This is a genomic window from Pseudomonas sp. R3-41 (assembly GCF_054161485.1).
This window is the reverse complement of record NZ_CP096421.1, coordinates 4,954,572-4,980,050: the sequence shown is the minus strand read 5'-3', so window position 1 is coordinate 4,980,050 and position 25,479 is coordinate 4,954,572. Positions and strand designations below refer to the sequence as shown.

The window sequence follows — 25,479 nt, the reverse complement described above, 5'->3', positions numbered from 1 at the left end:
TAGCGCTCTCCCCGAAATAACAGGTGGCAGTGTACAATCGCCGTTTTCATACCCCAGTTCGATCTGCGAAGGATTTCCCGGATGTTGCCGCGCTTGCCTGCCGTCGCCCGCTGCCTGTCTCTTGCCGCCCTGTGTATGGCGGGCCCCGTTGCCGCCCTGGAGCTGCCCCTGCCACCGCCGGGTGAAGACATTATCGGCCAGGTGCAGGTCATCAAGGCCAAATACGAAGACACCTTCGCCGACCTAGGCACCGCCTATGACCTGGGCTACAGCGAGATGGTCGCTGCCAACCCGGGGGTTGATCCCTGGTTGCCGGGCACTGGTACCGAGATCGTGTTGCCCACGCGCTTCATCCTGCCGCCGGGCCCGCGCGAGGGCATCGTGATCAACCTGGCCGAGTACCGTCTCTACTATTTCCCCAAGGGGCGGAACGTGGTCTACACCTTCCCGCTGGGGATTGGCCGTGAGGGCTGGGGCTCGCCAATCGCCCACACCAGCATCATCGCCAAGACCCCGAACCCGACCTGGACTCCGCCCGCGTCGATCAAGGCCGAACACGCCGCCGACGGCGACCCGTTGCCGAATGTCGTGCCTGCCGGCCCTGATAACCCGCTGGGTCCTTTCAAGTTCACCCTGGGCACCCCGGGCTACCTGATCCACGGTTCGAACAAGAAGTTCGGCATCGGCATGCGCACCAGTCACGGTTGCTTCCGGATGTTCAACAACAACGTACTGGAAATGGCCGGCATGGTGCCGGTGGGCACGTCGGTGCGGATCATCAACGACCCCTACAAGCTGGGCTTGAGCGGCGGCAAGGTGTATCTGGAAGCGCATACGCCGCTGGACGACAAGGGCAACCCGTCGGTGGTGGACAAGCACACCGCCGTCATCAACGCGATGCTCAAGCGCGAAGACATCACCAGCAACCTGCGCATGAACTGGGACGTGGTGCGGGACGTGGTCGCGGCCGAAGATGGCCTGCCAGTGGAAATCGCAGTTCCAAATACCTCGGCACCGATGGTTTCGAGCGCGCCGATCGACCTGCAGCAGTAAAAGCTTGAAAGCAACCCGCCGACGTTTCGCGATGTCGGCGGGTTTTTTATCGCCTGGTAAAACACCAGTCAATAGCTCTTGAATCCAAAAAAAAGCCGACCCAAGAATGGGTCGGCTCGATAACAATCCCGAAGGACTATTACTTGCGGCTAGCTTTTTCCAGCATGCGCAGAGCACGCTCGTTAGCTTCGTCAGCAGTCTGTTGTGCTTTTTGAGCAGCAGCCAGAGCTTCATCAGCTTTACGGTAAGCTTCGTCTGCACGAGCCTGGGAGCGAGCTGCTGCGTCTTCGGTAGCAGTCAGACGTGCTTCGGTTTCTTTCGATGCGCTGCTGCAACCGGTAGCCAGAACTGCGGCCAGGGCCAGAGCAGAGAATTTCAGAACGTTGTTCATCGGTTTCCCCTTCAAGGACTTTCTATTAGTGACTGTCTCCCCAGACTGAGGAGTTAGCCGGCGTACATACTACCCATTACTTGTAGTAAGTAAACTGACGTAGCGCAAGAAGCAAAAAAATTGTAGGCGGTGATTCTTTTTCGAGCAACTTTTCTGAGGGTTGTTTAAAAAATATACAGGCCAAAGCCCTTGCCTGGAGCGCGTCGACGAAAAAAAGTTCCGTGGCCGGGTGAACTCTCGCAGACCTCGCTAACGTCGTTGTTTATTGATTCACCTACACTTTTGTACATTTTTTGTGCAGCGCTCCGGGCATCTTTATTGGTATTGGCGGTGACTTTAACTACGCGCGCTCGTCTCAAGACTCAACAACTGGCGATGTTCAGCTATTGCACCGTGACCGACTACAGCGCGACGATGGCGCTCAATCGATAAACCCGACCAGGTTCACCCCTTCGATGACAGGCGTGCCTTGAGCATTTGCGTCATTGGTGCCTACTATTCACGACGTGCTCGGGTTTGGGCGGATCGGTTTTGGCGCTCGGTGACCAGGAAGGCACGGGGTGGCGTAGAGGTTCCTTCGCCGGAAAAACATCGGTAAGGTAGGGGTCGGCATTCAGACCCGCGAGGAGTAGTGATGAGCGAGGCGGTTACCATCCACCATGACCAGGCTGGTCATCAGTTCGAGACCAATGTGGACGGTCATCGTGCCTATCTGACCTACATGGACCTGGGCAAGCAGACCCTGGACATCTATCGTACCTTCGTGCCCAACGCCCTGCGTGGCAGGGGGATTGCAGCGAAGTTGACCGAAGAGGCGCTGAAGTACGCTGAAGAAATGGGCTACACGGTGATCCCGTCCTGCTCCTACGTGGAGCGCTACATGGAGCGTCACCAGCGGCACGCGGCGAAGCTCTGAGAAAAACGGATTCCAATAAAAACGCCGGACTGAAATGTCCGGCGTTTTTTTTTGCGCAGCTTTTTATGCGTTGAAGCAGGTCGATCAGCCGCGTTGCCGCTTCGGCAGTACATCCTTGAGCTTGGCATGCATGCTGCGCAGGGTGTTCTCGGTCGCGCTCCAGTCGATGCAGGCATCGGTGATGGAGACGCCGTATTGCAAGTCGGCGAGGTCTTTCGGAATGGCCTGGCAGCCCCAGTTCAGGTGGCTTTCGACCATCAGGCCGATAATCGACTGGTTGCCTTCCAGGATCTGGTTGGCCACGTTTTCCATGACCAGCGGTTGCAAGGCAGGGTCCTTGTTGGAGTTGGCGTGGCTGCAATCGACCATGATGTTCGGTTTGATCTTGGCTTTGTTCAGTGCCTGCTCGCACAGGGCAACGCTGACCGAATCGTAGTTCGGCTTGCCGTTGCCACCGCGCAGCACCACGTGACCGTAGGCGTTGCCCTTGGTGGTGACGATCGACACGCCACCTTCCTGGTTGATGCCCAGGAAACGGTGCGGGCTGGAAACCGATTGCAAGGCGTTGATCGCCACGGTGAGGCCACCGTCGGTGCCATTCTTGAAGCCTACCGCCGACGACAGGCCGGAGGCCATTTCGCGGTGGGTCTGGGATTCGGTGGTACGCGCGCCGATGGCCGACCAACTGATCAGGTCCTGCAGGTACTGCGGCGAGATCGGGTCGAGGGCTTCGGTGGCGGTGGGCAGGCCCATTTCGGCCAGGTCCAGCAGCAATTGACGACCGATGTGCAGGCCGTCCTGGATCTTGAACGAGTCGTCCAGGTACGGGTCGTTGATCAGGCCTTTCCAGCCGACGGTGGTCCGAGGTTTCTCGAAATACACGCGCATGACCAGGTACAAGGTGTCCGATACTTCCGCGGCCAGCACTTTCAAGCGCTCGGCGTATTCGTGGGCGGCCTTGATGTCGTGGATCGAGCAGGGGCCGATGACCACGAACAGGCGATGGTCGGTGCCGTCCAGGATGTTGCGAATGACTTCCCGGCCCTTGGTCACGGTGCGCAGGGCAGCGTCGCTCAAGGGAATATCGCGCTTGAGCTGGTCAGGCGTGATGAGGGTCTCGTTGGAGGCGACGTTAAGGTCGTTGATCGGTAAATCAGCCATCGTGTTACTCGTCAGGTCACGGGTGCCGGCCGCCAGCGATCCCCGCGCGGCGGTGCACAGCGGATTTTAAGCGCGTCGGGGAGCCGAACCTTATCGCGTTACGAGGTGGCTCGACAATGGGCTGAGACGGGTTTAATGCCCTACAGGCTGGGGAAAAGGCCTTGGAGATGGCTCTGCAACAGATTCGTGAGCAGATGTAATGAAGATTGCATGCCGTGCCGCTCGCGCTGATAGTGTGCAGGAACTTTTACCAGGGGAGTTGCGACGATGCAGGCAGGCGCTAAACCACGGATCGGGATGATCGGCACCGGGGCGATTGGCGGGTTCTACGGGGTGATGCTGGCGCGTGCCGGTTTTGACGTGCACTTCCTGTTGCGCAGCGAATTTGCCGCCGTGACCGAAGCCGGTTTGCGGATCGACAGCGCGGTCCACGGTGCGCTGGCCCTCCACCCGGTCCAGGCCTATCCCTCGGCAGCCGACATGCCGCCCTGCGACTGGCTGCTGGTCGGCGCCAAGACCACCAGCAATGCCGACCTGGCCCCGGCCATTGCCCAGGCGGCCGCTGATGGGGCCAAAGTCCTGCTGCTGCAGAACGGCCTCGATGTCGAGGACGACCTTCGACCGTTGCTGCCCGACTCGTTGCACCTGCTGGGTGGCCTGTGCCTGATCTGCGTGCATCGCGTCGGCCCTGGCGTCGTCGCCCATCAGGCACTTGGCGCGGTCAACGTCGGTTATCACAGCGGTCCTTGCGCCGATCAGGCGCAACGCATGGCGATCGTCGAAGAAGTGACGACGATGTTCCGCCGCGCCGGTATCGACGCCCAGGCCATGCCCGGCCTGCAACAGGCCCGCTGGCAGAAGCTGGTGTGGAATGTGCCGTACAACGGCCTTTCGGTTCTGCTGGGCGCCAGTACTACGCCGTTGATGGCCAACGACCATAGCCGCGAATTGATCCAGGCGCTGATGGGGGAGGTGGTTCGCGGTGCCCAAGCCTGCGGGCATCAGATCGCGCCGGGTTATGCCGAGTACCTGTTCGCGATGACCGAGAAGATGCCCGACTACTGGCCGAGCATGTACCACGATTATTCCCACAAGCGTGCGCTGGAACTGGACGCGATCTATGGTCGGCCATTGGCGGCGGCGAAAGCGGCAGGGTGTGAGCTGCCGAAAATCGAAGCCTTGTATCAGGCGTTGGCGTTCATGGATCGAAACAACCGCTGAGCGGGCGAAAGGGGGGGATCGGCATGGCAAACAACATCGACGACAAATTGGTGCTGGCGATTTCGTCGCGGGCGCTGTTCGACCTGAGGGAAAGCCACAAGGTGTACCTGTCGAGTGGCGTCGAGGCCTATCGGCAATATCAGATCGAGCATGAAGACGAAGTCCTGGCGCCCGGTGACGCGTTCGCCCTCGTGCAGAAACTGCTGGACCTCAACGAGCACCTGGGGCGTGCCCGGGTCGAGGTGATCCTGGTCTCACGCAACAGTGCCGACACCGGCCTTCGGGTGTTCAACTCCATTCATCACTATGGGCTGGCCATTTCACGCGCGGCCTTCGTTGGCGGCCGTAGCCCTTACCCGTACCTCAAGGCTTTCGGCTGCGATCTCTTTCTGTCCACTCACGCTGAAGACGTGCGCAGCGCCCTGGACGCTGGCTTTGCCGCGGCGACCATCCTCTCGGGTGGTGCCAGTCGCGCCGCTAGCGGGGAATTGCGCATCGCCTTCGACGGCGATGCCGTGCTGTTTTCCGATGAGTCGGAGCGTGTCTATCAGACCGGTGGTCTGGAGGCATTCCAGGCCAGCGAGCGACAGGCCGCCCGCGAGCCGCTGCGGGGCGGGCCGTTCAAGGGCTTCCTGGCGGCGCTCAATGCGCTGCAACGTGAGTTTCCCGAGGATGCCTGCCCCATCCGCACGGCGCTGGTGACGGCCCGTTCGGCACCGGCCCACGAGCGGGTCATCCGGACGTTGCGTGAATGGGACATCCGTCTGGATGAGTCGTTGTTTCTCGGCGGCCTGACCAAATCGGCCTTTCTGGAGGCCTTCGCCGCCGATGTGTTTTTCGATGACCAGACGGGCCATTGCGAACTGGCTCGGGAGGTGGTCGCCACCGGTCACGTGCCCCATGGCATCAGTAACGAAATAAAGCCCTGACGACCTCGGGGCCGGGACGTCAGGCCGCACGTCGCAGTCTCCAAGGCGCTGCTAAGCTGAATCAATCTCCGCCATTCTGGCACTCGAGGAGGTCACATGATTCGTTCGATGCTGTACGCCACAGACTTGGGTCTCTACGCCCCTTATGTGATGCAGCATGCCTTGGCGTTGGCACGGACGTTTGAAGCCGAGTTGTATGTGGTGCATGCGGTAGAACCGATGGGGCTGTTCGCCGAATCGGTGTTGCAAAGCTATCTCGACGAGCAAGCGCTGAACGAATTCCATCGCCAAGGTCTGAGTACGGTGATGGCCAATATCGAACAGCGGGTGCTCGACAATTTCCGCGAGGAATTGGGGGACGGGCAACAGGACTTGAAACTGATCAAATCGGTCAGGGTGTACCAGGGCGATCCTTCCCAGGTCATCCTGGAGCAGGCTGCGAAACTCTCTGTGGATTTGTTGATCGTGGGCAGTCATTGCCAAGGAGCGAGCGGTGAAACCCCCTTGGGCAGGACCGCTGCACGGGTATTGCAGTTATCCCGGGTGCCGGTCTACCTGGTCCCGCTGGTGCAGCGCCGACGCCAGGGCGAGGCCTGAGGCTAAATGATGGCGTTTTATAAAAAGTTCTAGATTTATTGTCGTGACCTTCCATATAGTTATATACCGTCGCTGATGCCCGTGGCGTCCAACTGCTTTGAGGGATACATATGAAGCTTCAACAATTGCGCTACATCTGGGAAGTGGCGCACCACGACCTCAACGTTTCCGCTACTGCCCAAAGCCTCTACACGTCGCAACCCGGCATCAGCAAGCAGATCCGCCTGTTGGAAGATGAACTGGGCGTCGAAGTCTTCGCCCGCAGCGGCAAGCACTTGACCCGCGTGACCCCGGCGGGTGAGCGCATCATCACCACGGCCGGCGAGATCCTGCGCAAGGTCGAGAGCATCAAGCAGATCGCCCAGGAATTCTCCAACGAGAAAAAAGGCACCCTCTCGATCGCCACCACCCACACCCAGGCTCGTTATGCGCTGCCGCCGGTGATCAGCAATTTCATCAAGCAATACCCCGACGTGGCGCTGCACATGCACCAGGGATCGCCGATGCAGATCGCCGAGATGGCGGCCGACGGCACGGTGGATTTCGCCATTGCCACCGAGGCCCTGGAGCTGTTCGGTGACCTGGTGATGATGCCGTGCTACCGCTGGAACCGCTGCGTGGTCGTGCCCCAGGGCCATCCGTTGACCAAGCTGCCCAAGCTCACCCTCGAAGCCCTGGCCGAATACCCGATCGTGACCTATGTATTCGGTTTCACCGGTCGTTCCAAACTCGACGAAGCCTTCAGCCACCGTGGCCTGACGCCGAAAGTGGTGTTCACCGCCGCCGACGCCGACGTGATCAAGACTTACGTTCGCCTGGGCCTGGGCGTGGGCATCGTCGCGAAGATGGCCGTCGATACCAAGCTCGACAGTGACCTGGTGGTGTTGGATGCCAGCGAATTGTTCGAATCCAGCGTGACCAAGATCGGTTTCCGTCGTGGCACGTTCCTGCGCGGTTTCATGTGTGATTTCATCGAGAAATTCGCGCCGCACCTGACCCGTGAAGTCATGGCCAAGGCCATCCAGTGCCACAACAAGCAGGAACTCGAAGAGTTGTTCGACGGTGTCGAGCTGCCGGTGCACTAAGGCCCTTCTAGATCGCCTCGGTGACTGCGAACTGTTGCCGGGCGCCCGCTACGACGATTTCCACCTCATCCCCTTCGAACTTGCCCAAAAGGCCGCGGCCCAGCGGTGAGCGAGGGGTGATGACGGTGATCGGCTGGCCCACCAGCGAAACCTTCAAACCCGCCGCATCCGGCCCCAAAAAGAGCCATTGCTGGCGGCCGTCCTCATCTTCCAGGCCGATCAACGTGCCGACCTGAATGCCGCGCTCCTCGTCATAGGGCCTTAAGGCCAGGTTCTGGCAGAGGGCGAGGGCCTGGCGGATTTCTTCCACGCGCCTGGCTTGTCCGGCGGCGAGATAGGACGCCTCCAGGCCCAGGGTGTCGTATTTGTTCTCGGCGATGTTTTCTTCGTGGGTCGCGGTTTCGTAGGCGGTCTGCGCGGCGCGTTCGGCGATGTCGAGATCAATCTTGAGCTTGTCGAGAATCAACTGGTGGACGGTCTGTTTGTTCATATCATTCGCAGAATTGCAGGACGTTGGCGCGGCTTTTTTCACTGGGCGCATTCTGGTCCTGCTGCAACCAGAACTGGCACTTGGGGTTGGACAGGTTGCGCGGATTGCTCCTGGCCTGATCGAGCGCCTGGCGCTGCTCGTTCCTTTGCAGGTTCTGCTGGTACTGCTCGAACATGGGGGCGGGCGGTTCCGGGGCCGGTTGCACCGCCGGCGGTTGCGCCAATTGATGGACGGCGGCGGCCACGGGCGCCAGTTGTTCGTCGAACAGGAACTTTGACAGCAGCCAGCCGGTCAGGACGATGGCGAGAAACCCCAACCATAGGCCCAGGGCAATACTGACCGTCAATTTCAAAGCGCTGAGACGTGGGGCTGGGGAGTGATCGGGCATGGCTGCTTCCTGGCAGGGGCATGGGCAGGCGGTGATTGTCGCATGAAGATTAATCGCCGTCGGCTCTTCTGCGCGATCGGTTTATTCGGGACAATCAGGCCTTTGTCACAGGGAGTCGAGAATGGCTGTGCGCTGGGATATTTTTTGCACCGTCGTCGATAACTATGGCGACATCGGTGTCACTTGGCGCCTGGCTCGGCAACTGGTGGCCGAGCACCAATGCGCGGTGCGGCTCTGGGTTGACGATCTACGCGCCTTCGAACGGCTGTGTCCGGAAATCGATATCACCCTGTCCGAGCAATGGCAGCAGGGCGTACAAGTGCGCCACTGGCCTGCGGACTGGCCGGCTACCGAGGCCGCCGAGGTGGTGATCGCCGCGTTTGCCTGCCAGCTGCCGAGTGCCTACATGGAGGCGATGGCCGAGCGCCCGACCGCGCCCTTGTGGATGAACCTCGATTATCTGAGCGCCGAGGACTGGGTGATCGGATGCCACGGCTTGCCGTCGGTCAAGTACAAACACGTGCAGAAATACTTCTTTTTTCCGGGCTTTCGGGAGGGAACAGGTGGCTTGCTGCGTGAGGCCGGTTTGCTGGAGCGTCGTCGGCAATTCCAGCAGGATGCCAAGGCACAACGTATTTTCCTCCAGGGATTGGGTGTCGAGCGGGCGCCGGAGACTTGCCTGATCTCGCTGTTTGCCTATGAAAACGCAGGTTTGGCGAGCTGGTTTGACGCAATGGCAACCGATGCCCAGGCGTTCCATGTGCTGGTTCCCGAAGGGCGGGTGTTGGGCGATGTCGAGCGTTGGCTCGCTGTCGAAGGCCTGAAGGCCGGTGCGCTGCATCGACGCGGCGCGCTGACGGTGCAGGTGCTGCCGTTCGTCCGCCAGGACCAATACGACCACTTGCTGTGGTGCTGTGATTTCAATGCCGTGCGCGGCGAGGATTCTTTCGTGCGCGCCCAATGGGCCGGCCGGCCGCTGCTGTGGCATATCTACCAGCAGGAAGAGGACGTCCACCTGGAAAAGCTCGAGGCGTTTCTCACCCTCTACAATCAGGGGCTTTCGCCAGCCGCGCAAAAAGCGACCGGTGGTCTGTGGCGGGCCTGGAATGCCGGCCAGGACATGGCCGAACATTGGAAAGCCAGCCGCGAACAGCAGCCGGAACTGCTCGAACACGCCCAGGCGTGGTGTCTGGAACAGGCCTCGCGACCGGATCTTGCCGCAGCGCTGGTGAAGTTTTATGTAAATTGGATATGATACGCGGCCTAGATTTTTGTAAATCCCATCCAAATTCGGATATTCGCAATGAAAACTGGTAAAGAACTGAAACCCGGGACCGTGATCCGTCTCGAAAACGATCCTTGGCTGGTTCAGAAAGCTGAGTTCACCAAGTCGGGTCGTAACAGCGCGATCATGAAGACCAAGCTGAAGAACCTGCTGACCGGTTACAAGACCGAGATCGTCTACAGCGCCGACGACAAACTGGACGATGTGATCCTCGACCGCAAAGAAGCGACCCTGTCCTTCATCAGCGGCGACACCTACACGTTCATGGACACCACTGACTACACCATGTACGAGCTGAACGCCGAAGACATCGAAAGCGTTCTGCCGTTCATCGAAGAAGGCATGACCGACGTCTGCGAAGCCGTGTTCTTCGAAGAGCGCCTGGTTTCCGTAGAGCTGCCGACCACCATCGTGCGTCAGGTTGACTACACCGAAGGCTCCGCTCGCGGTGACACGTCCGGCAAGGTGATGAAGCCTGCCAAACTGAAGAACGGCACCGAGCTGTCGGTTGCTGACTTCATCGAAATCGGCGACATGATCGAGATCGATACCCGCGAAGGCGGTTCCTACAAAGGCCGCGCTAAATAAGCGAAGCCTTCTGTATAAAAAAGCCCGACCATTGAGTCGGGCTTTTTCATTTCAGGACCAGATTCCCGTGGCGAGGGAGCTTGCTCCCGCTGGGCTGCGCAGCAGCCCCAACCCAGGCAACCCGGTCATTCAGTCATACCGCATTGACCCGATGACGACTGCTACGCAGCCGAGCGGGAGCAAGCTCCCTCGCCACAAAAGCTTCGGCGTGCAGTCACTTCAGCTTCGGCGTGCAATCACTTCAAGTGTTGCTTGAGCTCTTGCGACACCTGCAACATCGCCGAACGCACCGCAGGCACCTGGCTGACGACGTTGAGCAAGCCATAGTCGTGGATGATGCCGTTGTAACGTACAGCTGTGACCGGGACCCCCGCCGCGTCCAGTTTGCGGGCATAGGCTTCGCCTTCATCGCGCAAGACATCCGCTTCGGCAGTCTGTACCAGCGCGGGCGGCAGGCCCTTGAGTTGCGCGGTGGTTGCCCGCAATGGCGAGGCATAGATCTCGCCGCGTTGCCCGGCATCGGTGGTGTAGTTGTCCCAGAACCACTTCATCATGTTTTTGCTGAGGAAGTGCCCTTCGGCGAACTGGTTGTAGGACGCCGTCTCGAAGCTGGCATCGGTCACCGGCCACAGCAACGCCTGGAAGCGGATCGCCGGGGTGCCCTTGTCCTTGGCCATCAGCGCCACGACCGCGGCCATGTTGCCACCTACGCTATTGCCCGCTACCGCTAGGCGCTTGCCATCGACATTGATCTCTTTGCCATGCTCGGCGACCCACTTCGTCGCCGCATAGGCCTGGTTGATCGCCACCGGATAATGCGCCTCGGGTGAAGGCGTGTAGTTGACGAATATCGCGACAGCACCCGAACCCGCCACCAGATCCCGAACCAGTCGTTCATGGGTCGGGAAATCGCCCAATACCCAGCCACCACCATGGAAGAACATGAACACGGGCAACTCACCCTTGACCCCGGCTGGGCGAACGATGGTCAGGCTGATCGATTGGCCGTCGACCTTGATGATCTTCTCGCTGACATCGGCTTTGGGCAGCGTCAACTTCACACCTGCCTGGGCGCCGACCAGTACGGCACGTGCATCCTTGGGCGACAGCTGCTCCAAGGGTTTGCCGGTGCCGGCATTGAGAGCGTCGAGGAACGCCTGGGTGTTGTGTTCGACGATGCCGTCGGCGAAGGCGCTGCTGACGCTGAGGGCGAGAAGAGTACCGGTCAAGACTTTGCTGAGCGTGTTCATGTGTATCTCCTTAAGTTCGGGTCCAAGGGCTGTGGTCAGACGGCGACATGCAGGCGCACATCGACGTTGCCGCGGGTGGCGTTGGAGTACGGGCAGACTTGGTGAGCCGCGTCCACCAGGCTTTGTGCGTCGGCTTGGTCCAGGCCCGGCAGGCTGATGTGCAGGTCGATGTCGAGGCCGAAACCGCCGGGGATCTGGCCAATGCCGACATGGGCGGTGATCGAGGCGTCGTCCGGGATCTTGCGTTTGCTTTGGCCAGCCACGAATTTCAAGGCGCCGATGAAGCAGGCCGAATAGCCGGCGGCGAACAGCTGCTCAGGGTTGGTAGCCGCACCGCCTGCACCGCCGAGTTCCTTGGGTGTAGCGAGTTTGACATCGAGGATGTTGTCGCTGGAGATCGCACGACCGTCACGGCCGCCAGTGGAAGTTGCGATTGCGGTGTAGAGAGTTTGCATGATGATCGCCTCGTTTCTGGGTAGGATATTTGCGCTAAATGTTTGCGCGCTAAGTAGGTGTGGATAGAATGTATAGCGCTAATATTTTGTGCGCAAGATAATTTTTCGAGGCGAGATGGAATCGGCGATCTGAAAAAGCCTGAAAGCCTTTAGCTAGAGCGGTTATTAAGCGTATAAAATTTTTTAGGAGGGCAGGGTAGACAGGGTTGGCGCTATCGCGAGCAGGCTCGCTCCCACAGTGGTTCTGTGTCGGACATGAATTTTGTGTTCACCGCAGATCCAGTGTGGGAGCCTGCTCGCGATAGCGGTGGATCAGTTGGTAGGGGTCTTGGATGTACCGGCGCCTTCGCGAGCAAGCCCGCTCCCACAGATGGGAGTCAGAGGCTGTCTTGCAAATGCCCGCGCAGCTCTTGCAGGTCGAGTTGCAGCTTCTTCAACTGCTCCAGGGTCTGGCCGCTGGCGGCGAGGATGCATTGGGGGATGTCGAGGGCTTTTTCCCGCAGGGCACGGCCCTGTTCGGTGAGTTCGACAATCACCACGCGTTCGTCCTCACGGCTGCGGGTGCGGCTCAACAGGCCTTCGGCCTCCAGGCGCTTGAGCAATGGCGTCAACGAGCCGGGGTCGGTCAGCAAGCGTGTGCTGATTTCACCGACGGTCAATCCGTCCTTTTCCCACAGCACCATCATCGCCAAGTATTGCGGGTAGGTCAGGCCCAAGGCCTGTAGCAGCGGTTTATAGACTTTGGTCATCAGCAGTGACGTGGAGTGCAGGGCGAAGCAGACCTGGTTGTCGAGCAGCAGGGCTTCGCAGGCTTCGGGGGTGTCGCGCAGGGTGTTCATGGCAAAACCTTCAAATCAATGATCGTTATGAATCTAGCGGGCAAATCTTTAATGCGCCAGATAATTCTGACGACCTGATCAGATGGCCCGTTTCCCCGCTGCCGCCGACTGCGTAGGATATGCGCCCTAAGGAAAGGGGAATCGTCTTGTTCGAATTTGTGCAGTTTTTGCTGTTTGGTGCCGTTTTGGGCACCTTGGGAGGATTGTTCGGGATCGGTGGCGGCCTGATTGCCATTCCGGTACTGGGCGTCTGGTTCGGCCTCGACCAGCAACTGGCCCAAGGTACGGCGCTGGTCATGGTGGTGCCCAACGTCATGCTTGCGTTGTGGCGCTACCACCAGCGCAATCGCATTGAGTTGCGCCATGTCCTGCCGTTGGCTTCCATGGGTTTCTGCTTTGCCTGGCTTGGCTCGATCTGGGCGGTGGGGATTGACGCGGACCGCATGCGGATCGGCTTCGTAGCGTTCCTGATCGCGCTGACACTCTACAATCTGGTCCGCATGTTCGCCGCCACTGCACCGGCATCGGCGCAGATGCGTCATGGCTGGCCATGGCTTGCCGTGTTGGGGGCCGCATCCGGCACCATGGGCGGTCTGTTCGGTGTCGGTGGGGCCGTGGTCGCCACGCCGATCCTGACCAGCATCTTTGGCACCACCCAGGTGGTTGCCCAAGGCTTGTCCCTGGCGCTGGCCTTGCCCAGTACTGGCGTGACCCTCGCCACGTATGCGTTTCACCACGAAGTGGACTGGAGCATCGGCCTGCCGCTGGCCATCGGTGGCCTGCTGAGCATCAGTTGGGGAGTGAAAGTCGCCCACGCGCTGCCGGAGCGGCTGTTGCGCGGGCTGTTCTGCGGTTTCCTGGTGCTGTGCGCGGTGCTGCTCGCCTTTAAAGTTTGAAACCTTCGACGATGTGTTCGGCCAGGCACTCGGTGATCGGCGACGGGTTGTGCAGGTTGCGGATCAGCATGATGCTGGCCTCGGGCAGTTCCGGCAGGTCTTCGGCCTCGCCGAGTACGCGCATGTCCGGGGTCAGCAGGCTTTCCAGTTGCGCCGTGATTGCCAGGCCGGCCCCCACCACCGCCATGAGTGCCGACAGGCTCGAGCTGTTGTACGCCACGCGATAATCGCGGCCCATGGCATCCAGTGCGTTGCACGCCCATTGCCGGCAGAAACAATCGCTGTTGAACATAGCCAGCGGCAGCGGTGTTTGTTCGTGGACGTTAAAGCAGGCGGCTTCGGCCCAGACAAAACGTTCCTTGCGTAGCAACTGGCCGATCTCGTCCCCCGGTTTACGGGTGACGATGGACAGGTCCAGGTCCTGGCGCAGCAGCAACTGCTTGGACGATTCGCAGTGCACTTCGATTTCGATCAAAGGGTAGAACTGGGCGAAGCGTTGCAGGATGCCCGGCAGGAAGCGCATCACGTAATCGTCCGGCGTGCCGATGCGCACCGTGCCGACCATGTGCGGTTCGCGCAGGGTATTGAACACCTCGCTGTGCAGCTTGAGGATCCGCCGGGCATAACCCAGCAGCACCTGGCCTTCGGCGGTGAGCTTGACCTGGCGCCCGTCACGCTCGAACAGTCGTCGCTGCAACACGTCTTCTTCCAGCCGCTTCATCTGCATGCTCACGGCAGACTGGGTGCGATTGACCAATTCCCCGGCCCGGGTGAAACCGCCCTGGTCGGCGATGGCGACAAAGGTGCGCAGCACTTCCGTATCGATGCTCGGGTAACTCGACAATTGATCAATCTCCGAGATGTATTGCATAAGAAACATTCGTTGGATTGATCTTAGCGTTAGCGCGAGACTTGAGCCATCCCCAACGGAGGACATCACGATGAAAGGTCAAAAAGGTTATCTACTGATAGACAAACTCTCCCACGGCTTCTCGGTCAGTGCTCTGCTGCATAAGGTTAGTCGCTGGTACGAATTGCACCACGAACGTGAATTGCTGGCCGGCATGAGCGACGAAGCGCTCAAGGACATTGGCGTGAGTCGTGCCGACGTAGAGCAGGAAGTGGTTCGGCCATTCTGGGATGACCCAATGCACAAATGAGCCATCCTTTCCTACACAAACCCTTTATTGGTGAGGTAGGTTGCGAGCAGACAAGGAGATCTCCATGCCCGCGACTGTGTCCTTTACCCTCAAACAGGCCCGGCGTCTGGCGTTGGCCGCCCAAGGATTCGATGGGCGGTCGCCGCCAGCTTCGGTGCAACCCTCGCGCCTCAACCGCCTGATCGAACGCCTCGGCGTCCTGCAGATCGACTCCGTCAATGCGTTGGTGCGCTCGCATTACCTCCCGCTGTTCTCCCGCCTCGGTCACTACAATCGCGATTTGCTCGATCAAGCTGCCTGGAGCCAGGGCCAACGTCGCACGCTGTTCGAATACTGGGGTCATGAGGCGTCGCTATTGCCGATGTCGATGTATCCGCTGATGCGCTGGCGCATGAATCGGGCGTCGGGTGGCGAAGGGATCTACCAGCAATTGGCGCGTTTCGGCCAGGAACGCCAGGATGTCATCCGCCGCGTCCTGGCGGCGGTCCAGGAGCAGGGCGCTCTTGGCGCAGGCAGTTTGTCCACGCGCCAGGAAAAGGCCGGGCCGTGGTGGGACTGGAGCGCTGAGAAGCATGCGTTGGAATGGTTGTTCGCGGCAGGCGAAGTCACGGTAGCCGGGCGGCGTGGGTTCGAGCGGCTCTATGACTTGCCCGAGCGGGTACTGCCGGCTTCGATCCTGCAGCAACCGCTGCCGGACGAAGCCCAGGCCCAGCGCGCCTTGCTGGTACATGCCGCCGAAGCCCTGGGCATCGCGACCGAGAAAGACTTGCGCGACTACTTTCGCCTCGACCCGGCCGACAGTCGCGGGCGCTTGGCCGAGTTGGAGGAGGCTGGCGAACTGCTGCGCTGTCAGGTGCAAGGCTGGAAGCAACCGGCCTGGTGCCGACCCGCGGTGAAAATCCCTCGCAAAGTTGCCGCCAGTGCCTTGCTGTCGCCGTTCGATTCGCTGGTCTGGGAGCGCGGTCGTACCGAGCGGTTGTTCGACTTTCGCTATCGGTTGGAGATCTACACACCGGTTCAAAAGCGGGTGTATGGCTATTACGTCCTGCCATTTCTGCACAACGAACGAATTGCCGCCCGGGTCGATCTGCGGGCGGAGCGGGCCTTGGGACAGTTGGCGGTGCATGCCGTGCACGAGGAGGCGCCGGGGCTGGACGAGGAGGGGATGCAGGCTCTTGCACTGAACCTGTGGCGCATGGCTCGGTGGTTGGGGCTGGAGCGGGTTCAGCTCAATTGCCGGCGGGAGGGTGGGGTGCGGTTGGCGGTGGCATTGGCACAGATTGATGGTGACTGAGCGGGCCCTTTCGCGAGCAAGCCCGCTCCCACATTGGGCCGAGTCGGTCACTGATTTTGTGAACTCAACAGTTCCTTTGTGGGAGCGGGCTTGCTCGCGAAAGCGATAAATCAAACGCTACAAAGCTGTCTGAATTACCGCCGAACCTGTTTCAACGTCTCGGCAATCAAAAACGCCAGTTCCAGCGACTGATCGGCATTCATCCGTGGGTCGCAGTGGGTGTGGTAGCGGTCCGACAGCCCGTCTTCGGTAATCGGTCGTGCGCCGCCGATGCATTCGGTGACGTTCTGCCCGGTCATTTCGATGTGAATCCCGCCGGCGTAGGTGCCTTCGGCTTCGTGAACCTGGAAGAACTGCTTCACTTCACCGAGGATCTGCGCGAAGTCCCGGGTCTTGTAACCACTGCTGGCCTTGATGGTATTGCCGTGCATCGGGTCGGAGCTCCACAGCACCTGCTTGCCTTCACGCTGCACGGCGCGCAACAGTGGCGGCAGGTGTTCGCCGACCTTGTTGGCGCCCATCCGGGCGATCAGGTTCAGCCGGCCGGGATCGTTGTCCGGGTTGAGCACGTCGATCAGGCGGATCAGGTCGTCCGGGTCCATGCTCGGGCCGACCTTGACGCCGATCGGGTTGTTCACCCCACGCAGGAATTCGACATGGGCGCCGTCCAACTGACGGGTACGGTCGCCGATCCACAGCATGTGGGCCGAGCAGTCGTAATAGTCGTTGGTCAGGCTGTCACGGCGCACGAAGGCTTCTTCGTAGTTGAGCAGCAGTGCTTCGTGGGCGGTGAAGAAACTGGTTTCGCGCAGTTGCGGCGAGCTGTCCATGCCGCAGGCACGCATGAATGCCAGGGTTTCGTCGATGCGGTCGGCCAAGTGGCTGTATTTTTCCGCCAGGGCTGAATTGGCGATGAAATCCAGGTTCCACTTGTGTACTTGGTGCAAATCGGCAAAGCCGCCTTGGGCGAAGGCGCGCAGCAGGTTCAAGGTGGCGGTGGACTGGTGATAGGACTGCAACAACCGCTCCGGGTCCGGGACGCGGCTTTTTTCGTCGAAACCGATGCCGTTGACGATGTCGCCGCGATAGGCCGGCAGGGTCACGCCGTCGATGGTTTCGTCGTTGGCCGAGCGCGGCTTGGCGAACTGCCCGGCCATCCGCCCGACCTTGACCACCGGGCAACCGGCGGCAAATGTCATGACGATCGCCATCTGCAGCAGCACCTTGAAGGTGTCGCGGATCTTGGCCGCCGAGAATTCGGCGAAGCTTTCGGCGCAGTCGCCGCCTTGCAGCAGGAACGCCCGGCCCTGGGTCACCTCGGCGAACTGACGGCGCAACTCCCGGGCTTCACCGGCAAACACCAGTGGCGGATAACTGGCCAGGGTCTGCTCCACCTGCAACAGGTGCGCGGCGTCGGGGTAGCGGGGTTGCTGCTGGATCGGCAGGGCGCGCCAGCTGTCAGGGCTCCAGGGTTGGCTCATCATGATCTCTAGGTGATTTACGCTCGGGCGCTCATGTTATCAGCAAATTAGTGCGTGACCTGTTCCGCTTGCTTCGCGGACAATCGCGCCTTTGCCCCCCGTATGCGCAGGCTCATGCCCGCCCGGCAACATCAGGAGATGAAATGACTGAGGAGCGCGTCGAGCAGTTGCTCGCCGAGGTGCACGACGAGTTCGGCATGATCCGCGTATTCGAAGTGGCCGATTACCGATTTCTCGAGTTTGGCGATGCCATCGAGCAGAGCTGCGTGTTCACGGCCGATCCCAGCTGGCTCGAATATGACTACACCCGCGCCATGCTCATCGGTGCGTTGTGTCACGAGCAGCCGGAAAGTGCGCTGTTCCTGGGGCTCGGCGCCGGTACGCTGACCCAGGCCTGCCTCAAGTTCCTGCCGCTGGAAGATGTCGAAGCCATCGAACTGCGCCCCGACGTGCCGCGCCTGGCCATCGAATACCTGGGGCTGGACGACGATCCGCGACTGTATATTCGCGTTGGCGATGCCTTGGAATTGCTCGAAACGGCGGAGCCGGCGGACTTGATCTTCGTCGACCTCTACACCGATGTCGGCCCAGGCGTCGGGCATTTGGCCTGGCGGTTCCTGGAAAACTGCCAGAAACGCCTCAACCCCGGCGGCTGGCTGGTGATCAACCAATGGGCTACCGACGATGGCAAGCCGTTGGGCGCGGCGCTGTTGCGTGGTTTGTACCACCGGCATTATTGGGAGCTGCCGGTGAAGGAGGGCAACGTGATCCTGATCGTGCCGGCGGACCTGGATCAGGAACTGGATATGCAAGGGCTGGTGGCCAGGGCCGAAGGGTTGGCACCGCGATTGGGCTATTCGTTGCAGTCGTTGATCAAGGCCATTCGCCCGGCGACCTGATCAGGGACGCCAGGAATTTTGTGGCCGGTGAGTTCCCCTGTGGCGAGGGAGCTTGCTCCCGCTCGGCTGCGAAGCAGACGCCTGGGTTGATCTCTGAAATTGAAGGGGGCCGCTTCGCGACCCGGCGGGAGCAAGCTCCCTCGCCACAAGGGCGGAGGCGTGTGGAGGTGAACCGTTTTAGCCGGCTGTCCCCGGGCCTGGGACAGCGAGCCCCATAACGGGGTTTGGCAATAAAAAAAGCTCCCTTTTTGGGCGAATTCCGGTATAGTGCGCGCCGGCCTTTAGCCGGGCCGCGTCAAGGTAGCGCAATTCTCCGAAGTCAGCTTCGGTTGCATGTCCGCACAACGGATGCTTCCACGACGTTCTTTTTCCATTCATTCGTTTTCGCAAATCCCCGCCGACAAAGCAGCCAGGGCGACTCTTGAGTCTCAACACGGCATGCGCAGCTTTGGAGCATGGGTCTTTGCGGATGCACTTAGAGGCAGACCCATGACCCAGGAAACCGGCGGCTTCGCCGCTTTTAATCTCAACCCGAACATTCTTGCTGCCGTCACTGCGACCGGCTACGAAGAACCTTCGGCGATTCAGCAGCAATCGATCCCGATCATCATGGCCGGCCACGACATGATTGGCCAGGCGCAAACCGGTACGGGTAAAACCGCTGCGTTCGCCCTGCCGATCCTGCATCGCATCGATCCTGCCAAGCGCGAACCGCAAGCCCTGATCCTGGCGCCAACCCGTGAGTTGGCGCTGCAAGTAGCAACCGCTTTCGAAACCTACTCCAAGCAAATGCCTGGCGTTACCGTTGTGGCCGTTTACGGCGGCGCCCCGATGGGCCCACAACTGAAAGCCATCCGTAACGGCGCGCAAATCGTTGTCGCCACCCCGGGTCGTCTGTGCGACCACCTGCGTCGTGACGAAAAAGTCCTGGCTACCGTGAACCACCTGGTTCTCGACGAAGCCGACGAAATGCTCAAGCTGGGCTTCATGGATGACCTGGAAGTCATCTTCAAGGCCCTGCCAGCGACTCGCCAGACTGTATTGTTCTCGGCCACCTTGCCGCAATCGATCCGTGCCATTGCCGAGCGCCACCTGCGCGATCCGCAACACGTGAAGATCCAGACCAAGACCCAGACCGTCACCGCGATCGAACAGGCTCACCTGCTGGTTCACGCTGACCAGAAGACTTCCGCCGTTCTCAGCTTGCTGGAAGTGGAAGACTTCGACGCCCTGATCATGTTCGTGCGCACCAAGCAAGCGACCCTGGACCTGGCCAGCGCCCTGGAAGCCAAAGGCTACAAAGCCGCCGCGCTGAACGGTGACATTGCCCAAAACCAGCGTGAGCGCGTGATCGACTCCCTCAAGGATGGCCGCCTGGACATCGTTGTGGCGACCGACGTCGCGGCCCGTGGCCTGGACGTTCCGCGCATCACCCACGTATTCAACGTGGACATGCCGTACGATCCTGAGTCCTACGTTCACCGTATCGGCCGTACCGGCCGTGCCGGTCGCGAAGGCCGTGCGCTGCTGCTGGTCACCCCGCGTGAGCGCCGCATGCTGCAAGTGATCGAGCGTGTGACTGGCCAGAAGGTGGCTGAAGTTCGCCTGCCGGACGCCCAGGCCGTTCTCGATGCCCGCATCAAGAAACTGACCAACAGCCTGTCGCCACTGGTGGCTGACGCCGAATCGACCCACGGTGATCTGCTTGATCGCCTGACCGCCGACATCGGTTGCACCCCACGCGCCCTGGCCGCAGCACTACTGCGCAAGGCCACCAATGGCCAAGCGCTGAACCTGGCTGCAATCGAGAAGGAACGTCCGCTGGTGCCGAACAACGCACCGCGTGGCGATCGTCCTGAGCGCACCGGTGATCGTCCGGATCGTGGTGATCGCGAGCGTCGTGCACCGATCCCGCTGGCCGAAGGTCGTGCGCGCTGCCGTACTGCGCTGGGTGCCCGTGACGGCATCGCCGCCAAGAACCTGCTGGGTGCCATCCTCAACGAAGGTGGCCTGGCCCGCGAAGCGATCGGTCGCATCCAGGTGCGTGACAGCTTCAGCCTGGTAGAGCTGCCGGAAGATGGTCTGGAGAAGTTGCTGACCAAGTTGAAAGACACCCGCGTGGCTGGCAAGCAGCTCAAGCTGCGTCGCTACCGCGAAGATTGATCGGCTCTCGGGCTGATTGATCGAACATGAAAAATCCCCGACTGGTTCGGGGATTTTTTTCGCCTGTCGTTTGGTGTTCCTTCAGGAAGGTAGCGTGGGCGCCATCGCGAGCAAGCTTGCTCCCACAATGAATTTTCGGTGCTCACAAATCCCCTGTGGGAGCGAGCTTGCTCGCGATGGAAGCGACTCGGTCAATCAGTCGAACCGATAAATGTCCATCCCCAGCGTCCCCATGGTGAACCCCCCATGGGCAACACTGAATTTCCCACCCGCACCCCGGGCAAAATACAGCGGCAGCAAGTGCTCGTCGCTGGGGTGGCTGCGCACGGCATTGGGCGCCTGGCGGCGGTAGTCGTGCAACGCGGTTTCGTCGTTGGCTGTCAGTTGCTCGACCATCCAATCGCGAAAGGCCTTGGCCCAGGGCTCGATGCTGTCAGGGCCGGCATTCCAGTCCAGGTCGCGCAGGTTGTGGGTGATGCTGCCGGAGCCGATCAGCAAGACGCCTTCGTGGCGCAGGCTCGCCAAGGCCTGGCCCACCTGGGTCTGTAACACCGGCCCCTGGCGACTAGGCAGGGAAACCTGTACCACCGGGATGTCGGCGTCGGGGTACATCAACGACAATGGCACCCAGACGCCATGGTCGGACGGCCGTTGAGGGTCGAGGCGTGTCGGCAGGTGCGCGGCGTTGAGCATGTCTGCGACTTGCATCGCCAGTTGTGGATTGCCTGGCGCGGGGTATTGCACTTCATATAGCGCCGGTGGAAAACCGCCGAAGTCGTGCCAGGTGCGTGGTTGCGGGTTTGCGCTGACCAGCAAGTCATTGCTTTCCCAGTGGGCGGAGACAATGACGATGGCCTTGGGCTTGGGGAATTGAGCGGCAAGGCTGGCCAGCGCCGGGCCGCTGGCGCCGGGCTCCAGGGCGAGCATCGGTGAGCCATGGGAGATAAACAGGCTGGGCAGCATGGACGGACTCCTGAGCGTTAAGATGGGTCATCTTCCGTCAGGTCTATGATCTAAATCTAATATAAGTTTTAGCCCGTTTTGATCGATTTTTTGGAGTGAATCATGGAGCCCGAGTTTTGGCACAAGCGCTGGTCATCGAACCAGATCGGTTTTCACTTGCCGGAGGTGAACCCCTACCTGCAACGGTTCTGGCCGCAGCTGGGATTGGCCCAGGGCAGTCGGGTGCTGGTGCCGCTGTGTGGGAAAAGCCTGGATCTGTTGTGGCTTGCCGATCAGGGGTATTCGGTGTTGGGGGTGGAGTTGTCGGAAAAAGCTGCGGCTGATTTTTTCCTTGAACATCAGCTTGAGCCGAGCATCAGTGAAGAGGGCGCGTTCAAAGTCTTTCGGTCCGGTGATATCGAAATTCGCTGCGGTGATTTTTTTGCCCTGGAGCCGGAGGATGTGGCCGATTGCACGGCGCTGTATGACCGTGCGGCGTTGATCGCCTTGCCAGTGCCGATGCGGGAACGGTACGCGACTCATCTGCAGAAGATCTTGCCAAACGGCGTCGAATTGTTGATTACCCTGGATTACAACCAGGATGAAATGCCGGGTCCACCTTTCTCCGTGGGAAATGATGAGGTGCAGCGGCTGCTGGGGAATGGCTGGCGGCTGGAAGTCTTGCAGGAGCAGGATGTGCTTGGGGAGAGCTGGAAGTTCTTGCAGGCGGGTGTGAAGAGGCTGGATGAGCGGGTGTATCGGATTTTCGGCCGCTGATGTGTTGGCTGGGATGGCGTCAGGTCGGCAGTACACAAATGAGCAGACAAGAAAAAGCCCGCATTACTGCGGGCTTTCTTTTGAGTTACCTATCAGCCCCGACGACGCAGTGCGTCAATGCGCTCTTCCAGCGGCGGGTGGCTCATGAACATGCGAGCCAGGCCCTGCTTGATGCCACCGTTGATGCCAAAGGCATTCAGGGTGTCGGGCATGTGCACCGGCAGGCCTTGCTCGGCGCGCAGGCGCTGCAGGGCGCCGATCATGGCGCTGGTGCCGGCCAGGCGTGCACCGGCGTCGTCGGCGCGGAACTCGCGTTTGCGCGAGAACCACATGACGATGGCGCTGGCGAGGATGCCCAGTACCAGCTCGGCGAAGATGGTCGCCACGTAGTAGGCGATGCCCTGGCCTTCTTCGTTCTTGAAGATCACCTTGTCGACGAAGTTACCGATGATCCGGGCGAAGAACATCACGAAGGTGTTCACCACGCCCTGGATCAACGCCAGGGTCACCATGTCGCCGTTGGCGACGTGGCCGATCTCGTGGGCCAGCACGGCCTTGACTTCATCGGGCGAGAACCGCTCGAGCAAGCCCTGGCTGACGGCAACCAGGGCGTCGTTCTTGTTCCAGCCAGTGGCGAAGGCGTTGGCCTCGTAGGCCGGGAAGATACCGACTTCCGGCATCTTGATACCGGCTTCGCGGGACAACTGCTCGACTGTCTGCAACAGCCATTGTTCGTGACGCGTGCGCGGCTGGCTGATGATCTGGGTACCGGTGCTCATCTTCGCCATCCACTTGGAGATGAACAGCGAGAACAGGGAACCGGCGAAACCGAACACCGCACAGAAGATCAGCAGCTGAGTGAGGTTGAGGTCAACCCCATTGGCCGCCATGAACCCGTTGAAGCCGAAGAGGCTCAGGGTGATGCTGGCAATCAGCACGACCGCCAGGTTAGTGGCCAAGAACAGCAGGATGCGCATCATGGTTGTGAAAATCTCCTCATGCTAAAGATGTAGCGTTATGCGGGGTATATAAGGTGCTGCCGCAGGCTATTCAACTCGCCGACTATTTCAAACTGTGTCCTACAGCCGTCCTAAATGTTTGAAAGACTTTTCTGAAAGTGACAAGGGAAAAGAAATGCGCTGCCTGCGCCCCATGAACGTTGAGCCCCGCTGCACGTTGGCCGTCCTGCACCGAGTGTAGAAGGCCCGACGAAACCGGCCCGAACGGATATGTTGCTGAATCAAACAGCGTGCGAGGTGAGGACGCCTCGCACGCAGTCCGGCTTATTGACGGTAGGACTTTAGGAAGTTGCCGATCCGGCCAATGGCCTGGTCGAGGTCATCGACCCGTGGCAGGGTCACGACGCGGAAGTGGTCCGGCCATGGCCAGTTGAACGCCGTACCCTGGACCACCAGCAGCTTTTCGGACAGCAGCAGGTCGAGGACGAATTTTTCATCGTTGTGGATCGGGCAGACCTTCGGGTCGATCCGTGGGAAGGCGTACAGCGCGCCCATGGGCTTGACACAACTGACGCCGGGAATGTCGTTGAGCAATTCCCAGGTGCGATTGCGTTGTTCCAGCAGCCGGCCCTGGGGCAGGACCAGGTCGTTGATGCTTTGGTAGCCGCCCAGTGCCGTCTGGATCGCGTGCTGGCTCGGCACGTTGGCACACAGGCGCATGTTGGCCAGCATGTCGATGCCTTCGATGTAGCTCTGGGCATGGTGCTTGGGCCCGGAGATGGCGATCCAGCCGGAGCGGAAACCGGCAACCCGATAGGATTTGGACAGGCCGTTGAAGGTCAGGCACAGCAGGTCCGGCGCCAGGGATGCGGTGCACACGTGCACGGCGTCGTCGTAGAGGATCTTGTCGTAGATCTCGTCGGAGAACACCACCAGGTTGTGCTGGCGGGCCAGTTCCAGCATGCCCAGCAACACTTCCCGGGAGTACACGGCGCCGGTCGGGTTGTTCGGGTTGATGATCACCAGGGCCTTGGTGTTCGGGGTGATCTTGGCCTTGATGTCCGCCAGGTCGGGGAACCAGTTGGCCTGTTCGTCGCACAGGTAATGCACCGGGTTGCCGCCGGAAAGGCTTACGGCAGCGGTCCACAGCGGATAATCCGGTGCCGGCACCAGTACTTCGTCGCCGTTGTTGAGCAGGGCCTGCATGGACATCACGATCAGCTCGGACACGCCGTTGCCCAGGTAGATGTCCTCGATGCCGATCCCTTCGACCTGCTTTTGCTGGTAATACTGCATTACGGCCTTGCGCGCGCTGAACAGGCCCTTGGAGTCGCTGTAGCCCTGGGCGGTCGGCAGGTTGCGGATGACGTCCTGGAGGATTTCATCGGGCGCTTCGAAACCAAAGGGGGCCGGGTTGCCGATGTTCAGCTTGAGGATGCGATGGCCTTCCTCTTCCAGGCGTTTGGCGTGCTTGAGCACCGGGCCGCGAATGTCGTAGCAGACGTTGGCGAGCTTGTTCGATTTGCTGACCTGCATGGCGATGTGTTCCCGAAAATGAACGATCCAGGCGGCGTGTGAACTACCGTACTGGGGATCCTGCGTCTGTGCCCAGGCCTGACGCGGTATAGGCGCCACAATCCGTTTGAATGCGCATGACGTGACTGCCAGACTGGCGTCTGACGAGGCGCAATCATACGTGCCGCCCGATCTGCGGAAAAGCGTCGGATCGGGCTTTTTCAATTGCCGAGGTAGGACGATGGAAAAGTTGCAGAAAACCCTTGAAGAATGGCGCGCCATGCTCGACCCGGAGCAGTACAACGTCTGTCGGTTGAAGGGCACCGAGCGGCCATTCTCCGGTAAATACAACGAAACCAAGACTGACGGTGTGTATCACTGCATCTGCTGCAACGAGCCGTTGTTCGATTCGCAGACCAAATTCGATTCGGGCTGTGGCTGGCCGAGTTTCTACGCGCCGATCGAAGGCAGCGCGGTGGTAGAGGTAAGGGACGTCAGCCACGGCATGATCCGCACCGAGGTGGTCTGCGCCCAATGCGATGCCCACCTGGGCCATGTCTTCCCCGACGGCCCGCCGCCTACGGGGTTGCGGTACTGCATCAATTCGGTGTGCCTGGACCTGGTCCCCCGGTAGGACTGTTCACCACGACCCCTGTGGCGAGGGAGCTTGCTCCCGCTGGCGGCGCAGCCGCCCCAAAACGGCTTGGCGCGGTTTTTCAAGAAGACCGTGTCGGCCGGTTTACGA

The 25,479-nt window shown here is 60.4% G+C and carries 27 protein-coding genes; 15 read left to right on the top strand and 12 right to left on the bottom strand.

Annotation, left to right across the window (positions count from 1 at the left end):
• Positions 1-81: 81 nt before the first annotated feature.
• Complete coding sequence (locus M1D99_RS21340) at positions 82-1,053, top strand: L,D-transpeptidase family protein (RefSeq protein WP_186705363.1); 972 nt, start codon at positions 82-84, stop codon at positions 1,051-1,053.
• A gap of 139 nt (positions 1,054-1,192) precedes the next feature.
• On the opposite strand, the gene oprI is transcribed toward M1D99_RS21340, so the two are convergent.
• Positions 1,193-1,444 (bottom strand): outer membrane lipoprotei OprI, encoded by a 252-nt coding sequence (gene oprI / locus M1D99_RS21335; RefSeq protein ID WP_003183784.1) that lies wholly within the window; start codon positions 1,442-1,444, stop codon positions 1,193-1,195.
• A 634-nt stretch (positions 1,445-2,078) separates the two neighbouring features.
• On the opposite strand from oprI, the gene M1D99_RS21330 reads away from it, so the two are divergent.
• Entirely contained in the window at positions 2,079-2,360 is a 282-nt protein-coding gene (locus M1D99_RS21330; protein WP_186705362.1) for a GNAT family N-acetyltransferase, read from the top strand.
• An 84-nt stretch (positions 2,361-2,444) separates the two neighbouring features.
• Here the strand turns inward: M1D99_RS21330 and M1D99_RS21325 are convergent, their stop codons facing one another.
• Positions 2,445-3,521, bottom strand: a complete 1,077-nt coding sequence (locus tag M1D99_RS21325) for a 3-deoxy-7-phosphoheptulonate synthase (protein WP_003199364.1) — start codon at positions 3,519-3,521, stop codon at positions 2,445-2,447.
• 267 nt (positions 3,522-3,788) lie between these two features.
• Between M1D99_RS21325 and M1D99_RS21320 the strand changes: the two genes are divergently transcribed.
• The 4 genes from M1D99_RS21320 to cysB all read left to right on the top strand — a co-directional run bounded on the left by M1D99_RS21320 (position 3,789) and on the right by cysB (position 7,353).
• On the top strand, positions 3,789-4,742 hold the full coding sequence (locus tag M1D99_RS21320; RefSeq protein WP_458130737.1) for a putative 2-dehydropantoate 2-reductase: 954 nt from the start codon (positions 3,789-3,791) through the stop codon (positions 4,740-4,742).
• A gap of 23 nt (positions 4,743-4,765) precedes the next feature.
• Positions 4,766-5,671, top strand: coding sequence for a 5'-nucleotidase (locus tag M1D99_RS21315; protein WP_186705359.1), 906 nt, complete (start codon positions 4,766-4,768; stop codon positions 5,669-5,671).
• 96 nt (positions 5,672-5,767) lie between these two features.
• Complete coding sequence (locus tag M1D99_RS21310; protein ID WP_186705358.1) at positions 5,768-6,268, top strand: universal stress protein; 501 nt, start codon at positions 5,768-5,770, stop codon at positions 6,266-6,268.
• A 110-nt stretch (positions 6,269-6,378) separates the two neighbouring features.
• Positions 6,379-7,353, top strand: a complete 975-nt coding sequence (cysB, locus tag M1D99_RS21305) for an HTH-type transcriptional regulator CysB (protein ID WP_003199376.1) — start codon at positions 6,379-6,381, stop codon at positions 7,351-7,353.
• Positions 7,354-7,360: 7 nt separating this feature from the next.
• Here the strand turns inward: cysB and M1D99_RS21300 are convergent, their stop codons facing one another.
• Positions 7,361-7,843, bottom strand: coding sequence for a GreA/GreB family elongation factor (locus M1D99_RS21300; protein ID WP_186705357.1), 483 nt, complete (start codon positions 7,841-7,843; stop codon positions 7,361-7,363).
• Position 7,844: 1 nt separating this feature from the next.
• Positions 7,845-8,231, bottom strand: coding sequence for a hypothetical protein (locus M1D99_RS21295; RefSeq protein ID WP_434571549.1), 387 nt, complete (start codon positions 8,229-8,231; stop codon positions 7,845-7,847).
• 121 nt (positions 8,232-8,352) lie between these two features.
• Between M1D99_RS21295 and earP the strand changes: the two genes are divergently transcribed.
• Positions 8,353-9,486 carry an elongation factor P maturation arginine rhamnosyltransferase EarP gene (earP, locus tag M1D99_RS21290; protein WP_458130736.1) on the top strand — a complete coding sequence of 378 codons (1,134 nt, stop codon included), beginning with the start codon at positions 8,353-8,355 and terminating at the stop codon, positions 9,484-9,486.
• Between the two features lie 48 nt (positions 9,487-9,534).
• Positions 9,535-10,104 (top strand): elongation factor P, encoded by a 570-nt coding sequence (locus M1D99_RS21285; RefSeq protein ID WP_003199385.1) that lies wholly within the window; start codon positions 9,535-9,537, stop codon positions 10,102-10,104.
• A 236-nt stretch (positions 10,105-10,340) separates the two neighbouring features.
• Here M1D99_RS21285 and M1D99_RS21280 read toward each other — a convergent pair whose 3' ends face one another.
• The 3 genes from M1D99_RS21280 to M1D99_RS21270 form a co-directional block, all read right to left on the bottom strand.
• Complete coding sequence (locus tag M1D99_RS21280; protein WP_458130735.1) at positions 10,341-11,354, bottom strand: alpha/beta hydrolase; 1,014 nt, start codon at positions 11,352-11,354, stop codon at positions 10,341-10,343.
• Positions 11,355-11,389: 35 nt separating this feature from the next.
• Positions 11,390-11,809, bottom strand: a complete 420-nt coding sequence (locus M1D99_RS21275) for an organic hydroperoxide resistance protein (protein WP_186728124.1) — start codon at positions 11,807-11,809, stop codon at positions 11,390-11,392.
• A 377-nt stretch (positions 11,810-12,186) separates the two neighbouring features.
• Positions 12,187-12,648, bottom strand: coding sequence for a MarR family winged helix-turn-helix transcriptional regulator (locus tag M1D99_RS21270; RefSeq protein WP_186728125.1), 462 nt, complete (start codon positions 12,646-12,648; stop codon positions 12,187-12,189).
• A gap of 146 nt (positions 12,649-12,794) precedes the next feature.
• Between M1D99_RS21270 and M1D99_RS21265 the strand changes: the two genes are divergently transcribed.
• Entirely contained in the window at positions 12,795-13,544 is a 750-nt protein-coding gene (locus M1D99_RS21265; protein WP_186705351.1) for a sulfite exporter TauE/SafE family protein, read from the top strand.
• Here the strand turns inward: M1D99_RS21265 and M1D99_RS21260 are convergent.
• Positions 13,534-14,388 (bottom strand): LysR substrate-binding domain-containing protein, encoded by an 855-nt coding sequence (locus M1D99_RS21260; protein WP_027912697.1) that lies wholly within the window; start codon positions 14,386-14,388, stop codon positions 13,534-13,536. The genes M1D99_RS21265 and M1D99_RS21260 overlap by 11 nt on opposite strands.
• Positions 14,389-14,485: 97 nt before the next feature.
• Between M1D99_RS21260 and M1D99_RS21255 the strand changes: the two genes are divergently transcribed.
• Both M1D99_RS21255 and M1D99_RS21250 read left to right on the top strand, forming a co-directional pair.
• Positions 14,486-14,704, top strand: coding sequence for a DUF1127 domain-containing protein (locus M1D99_RS21255; RefSeq protein ID WP_039588913.1), 219 nt, complete (start codon positions 14,486-14,488; stop codon positions 14,702-14,704).
• 64 nt (positions 14,705-14,768) lie between these two features.
• A complete protein-coding gene (locus tag M1D99_RS21250) occupies positions 14,769-15,998 on the top strand; it encodes a winged helix-turn-helix domain-containing protein (RefSeq protein ID WP_434571541.1) in 1,230 nt (409 codons plus the stop codon).
• A gap of 134 nt (positions 15,999-16,132) precedes the next feature.
• Here the strand turns inward: M1D99_RS21250 and M1D99_RS21245 are convergent, their stop codons facing one another.
• Positions 16,133-17,479, bottom strand: coding sequence for a class II 3-deoxy-7-phosphoheptulonate synthase (locus M1D99_RS21245; RefSeq protein ID WP_053183144.1), 1,347 nt, complete (start codon positions 17,477-17,479; stop codon positions 16,133-16,135).
• Between the two features lie 143 nt (positions 17,480-17,622).
• On the opposite strand from M1D99_RS21245, the gene M1D99_RS21240 reads away from it, so the two are divergent.
• Positions 17,623-18,378, top strand: coding sequence for a spermidine synthase (locus tag M1D99_RS21240; RefSeq protein WP_434571539.1), 756 nt, complete (start codon positions 17,623-17,625; stop codon positions 18,376-18,378).
• Positions 18,379-18,867: 489 nt separating this feature from the next.
• Positions 18,868-20,541 carry a DEAD/DEAH box helicase gene (locus M1D99_RS21235; RefSeq protein ID WP_014337279.1) on the top strand — a complete coding sequence of 558 codons (1,674 nt, stop codon included), beginning with the start codon at positions 18,868-18,870 and terminating at the stop codon, positions 20,539-20,541.
• A 195-nt stretch (positions 20,542-20,736) separates the two neighbouring features.
• Here M1D99_RS21235 and M1D99_RS21230 read toward each other — a convergent pair whose 3' ends face one another.
• Positions 20,737-21,504 carry a DODA-type extradiol aromatic ring-opening family dioxygenase gene (locus M1D99_RS21230; protein ID WP_434571536.1) on the bottom strand — a complete coding sequence of 256 codons (768 nt, stop codon included), beginning with the start codon at positions 21,502-21,504 and terminating at the stop codon, positions 20,737-20,739.
• Between the two features lie 102 nt (positions 21,505-21,606).
• Between M1D99_RS21230 and M1D99_RS21225 the strand changes: the two genes are divergently transcribed.
• On the top strand, positions 21,607-22,260 hold the full coding sequence (locus M1D99_RS21225) for a thiopurine S-methyltransferase (protein WP_458130734.1): 654 nt from the start codon (positions 21,607-21,609) through the stop codon (positions 22,258-22,260).
• Between the two features lie 92 nt (positions 22,261-22,352).
• On the opposite strand, the gene htpX is transcribed toward M1D99_RS21225, so the two are convergent.
• Entirely contained in the window at positions 22,353-23,240 is an 888-nt protein-coding gene (htpX, locus tag M1D99_RS21220) for a protease HtpX (protein WP_186705346.1), read from the bottom strand.
• Between the two features lie 303 nt (positions 23,241-23,543).
• Complete coding sequence (locus M1D99_RS21215) at positions 23,544-24,755, bottom strand: pyridoxal phosphate-dependent aminotransferase (RefSeq protein WP_018603142.1); 1,212 nt, start codon at positions 24,753-24,755, stop codon at positions 23,544-23,546.
• A 220-nt stretch (positions 24,756-24,975) separates the two neighbouring features.
• Here M1D99_RS21215 and msrB point away from each other — a divergent pair, with 220 nt between their 5' ends.
• Positions 24,976-25,368, top strand: a complete 393-nt coding sequence (gene msrB / locus M1D99_RS21210; RefSeq protein WP_434571533.1) for a peptide-methionine (R)-S-oxide reductase MsrB — start codon at positions 24,976-24,978, stop codon at positions 25,366-25,368.
• The last annotated feature ends 111 nt before the right edge of the window (positions 25,369-25,479 follow it).

What these genes read in the sequence shown, in the direction of transcription:
- M1D99_RS21295 (WP_434571549.1), bottom strand. Translation starts at nt 8,231, where the DNA reads ATGCCCGATCACTCCCCAGCCCCACGTCTCAGCGCTTTGAAATTGACG.
- M1D99_RS21225 (WP_458130734.1), top strand. Translation starts at nt 21,607, where the DNA reads ATGGAGCCCGAGTTTTGGCACAAGCGCTGGTCATCGAACCAGATCGGT.
- M1D99_RS21240 (WP_434571539.1), top strand. Translation starts at nt 17,623, where the DNA reads ATGACTGAGGAGCGCGTCGAGCAGTTGCTCGCCGAGGTGCACGACGAG.
- M1D99_RS21270 (WP_186728125.1), bottom strand. Translation starts at nt 12,648, where the DNA reads ATGAACACCCTGCGCGACACCCCCGAAGCCTGCGAAGCCCTGCTGCTC.
- M1D99_RS21300 (WP_186705357.1), bottom strand. Translation starts at nt 7,843, where the DNA reads ATGAACAAACAGACCGTCCACCAGTTGATTCTCGACAAGCTCAAGATT.
- cysB (WP_003199376.1), top strand. Translation starts at nt 6,379, where the DNA reads ATGAAGCTTCAACAATTGCGCTACATCTGGGAAGTGGCGCACCACGAC.
- M1D99_RS21315 (WP_186705359.1), top strand. Translation starts at nt 4,766, where the DNA reads ATGGCAAACAACATCGACGACAAATTGGTGCTGGCGATTTCGTCGCGG.
- oprI (WP_003183784.1), bottom strand. Translation starts at nt 1,444, where the DNA reads ATGAACAACGTTCTGAAATTCTCTGCTCTGGCCCTGGCCGCAGTTCTG.
- earP (WP_458130736.1), top strand. Translation starts at nt 8,353, where the DNA reads ATGGCTGTGCGCTGGGATATTTTTTGCACCGTCGTCGATAACTATGGC.
- M1D99_RS21275 (WP_186728124.1), bottom strand. Translation starts at nt 11,809, where the DNA reads ATGCAAACTCTCTACACCGCAATCGCAACTTCCACTGGCGGCCGTGAC.
- M1D99_RS21250 (WP_434571541.1), top strand. Translation starts at nt 14,769, where the DNA reads ATGCCCGCGACTGTGTCCTTTACCCTCAAACAGGCCCGGCGTCTGGCG.
- M1D99_RS21255 (WP_039588913.1), top strand. Translation starts at nt 14,486, where the DNA reads ATGAAAGGTCAAAAAGGTTATCTACTGATAGACAAACTCTCCCACGGC.
- M1D99_RS21230 (WP_434571536.1), bottom strand. Translation starts at nt 21,504, where the DNA reads ATGCTGCCCAGCCTGTTTATCTCCCATGGCTCACCGATGCTCGCCCTG.
- M1D99_RS21340 (WP_186705363.1), top strand. Translation starts at nt 82, where the DNA reads ATGTTGCCGCGCTTGCCTGCCGTCGCCCGCTGCCTGTCTCTTGCCGCC.
- M1D99_RS21215 (WP_018603142.1), bottom strand. Translation starts at nt 24,755, where the DNA reads ATGCAGGTCAGCAAATCGAACAAGCTCGCCAACGTCTGCTACGACATT.
- msrB (WP_434571533.1), top strand. Translation starts at nt 24,976, where the DNA reads ATGGAAAAGTTGCAGAAAACCCTTGAAGAATGGCGCGCCATGCTCGAC.
- M1D99_RS21285 (WP_003199385.1), top strand. Translation starts at nt 9,535, where the DNA reads ATGAAAACTGGTAAAGAACTGAAACCCGGGACCGTGATCCGTCTCGAA.
- htpX (WP_186705346.1), bottom strand. Translation starts at nt 23,240, where the DNA reads ATGATGCGCATCCTGCTGTTCTTGGCCACTAACCTGGCGGTCGTGCTG.
- M1D99_RS21330 (WP_186705362.1), top strand. Translation starts at nt 2,079, where the DNA reads ATGAGCGAGGCGGTTACCATCCACCATGACCAGGCTGGTCATCAGTTC.
- M1D99_RS21320 (WP_458130737.1), top strand. Translation starts at nt 3,789, where the DNA reads ATGCAGGCAGGCGCTAAACCACGGATCGGGATGATCGGCACCGGGGCG.
- M1D99_RS21280 (WP_458130735.1), bottom strand. Translation starts at nt 11,354, where the DNA reads ATGAACACGCTCAGCAAAGTCTTGACCGGTACTCTTCTCGCCCTCAGC.
- M1D99_RS21235 (WP_014337279.1), top strand. Translation starts at nt 18,868, where the DNA reads ATGACCCAGGAAACCGGCGGCTTCGCCGCTTTTAATCTCAACCCGAAC.
- M1D99_RS21310 (WP_186705358.1), top strand. Translation starts at nt 5,768, where the DNA reads ATGATTCGTTCGATGCTGTACGCCACAGACTTGGGTCTCTACGCCCCT.
- M1D99_RS21325 (WP_003199364.1), bottom strand. Translation starts at nt 3,521, where the DNA reads ATGGCTGATTTACCGATCAACGACCTTAACGTCGCCTCCAACGAGACC.
- M1D99_RS21245 (WP_053183144.1), bottom strand. Translation starts at nt 17,479, where the DNA reads ATGAGCCAACCCTGGAGCCCTGACAGCTGGCGCGCCCTGCCGATCCAG.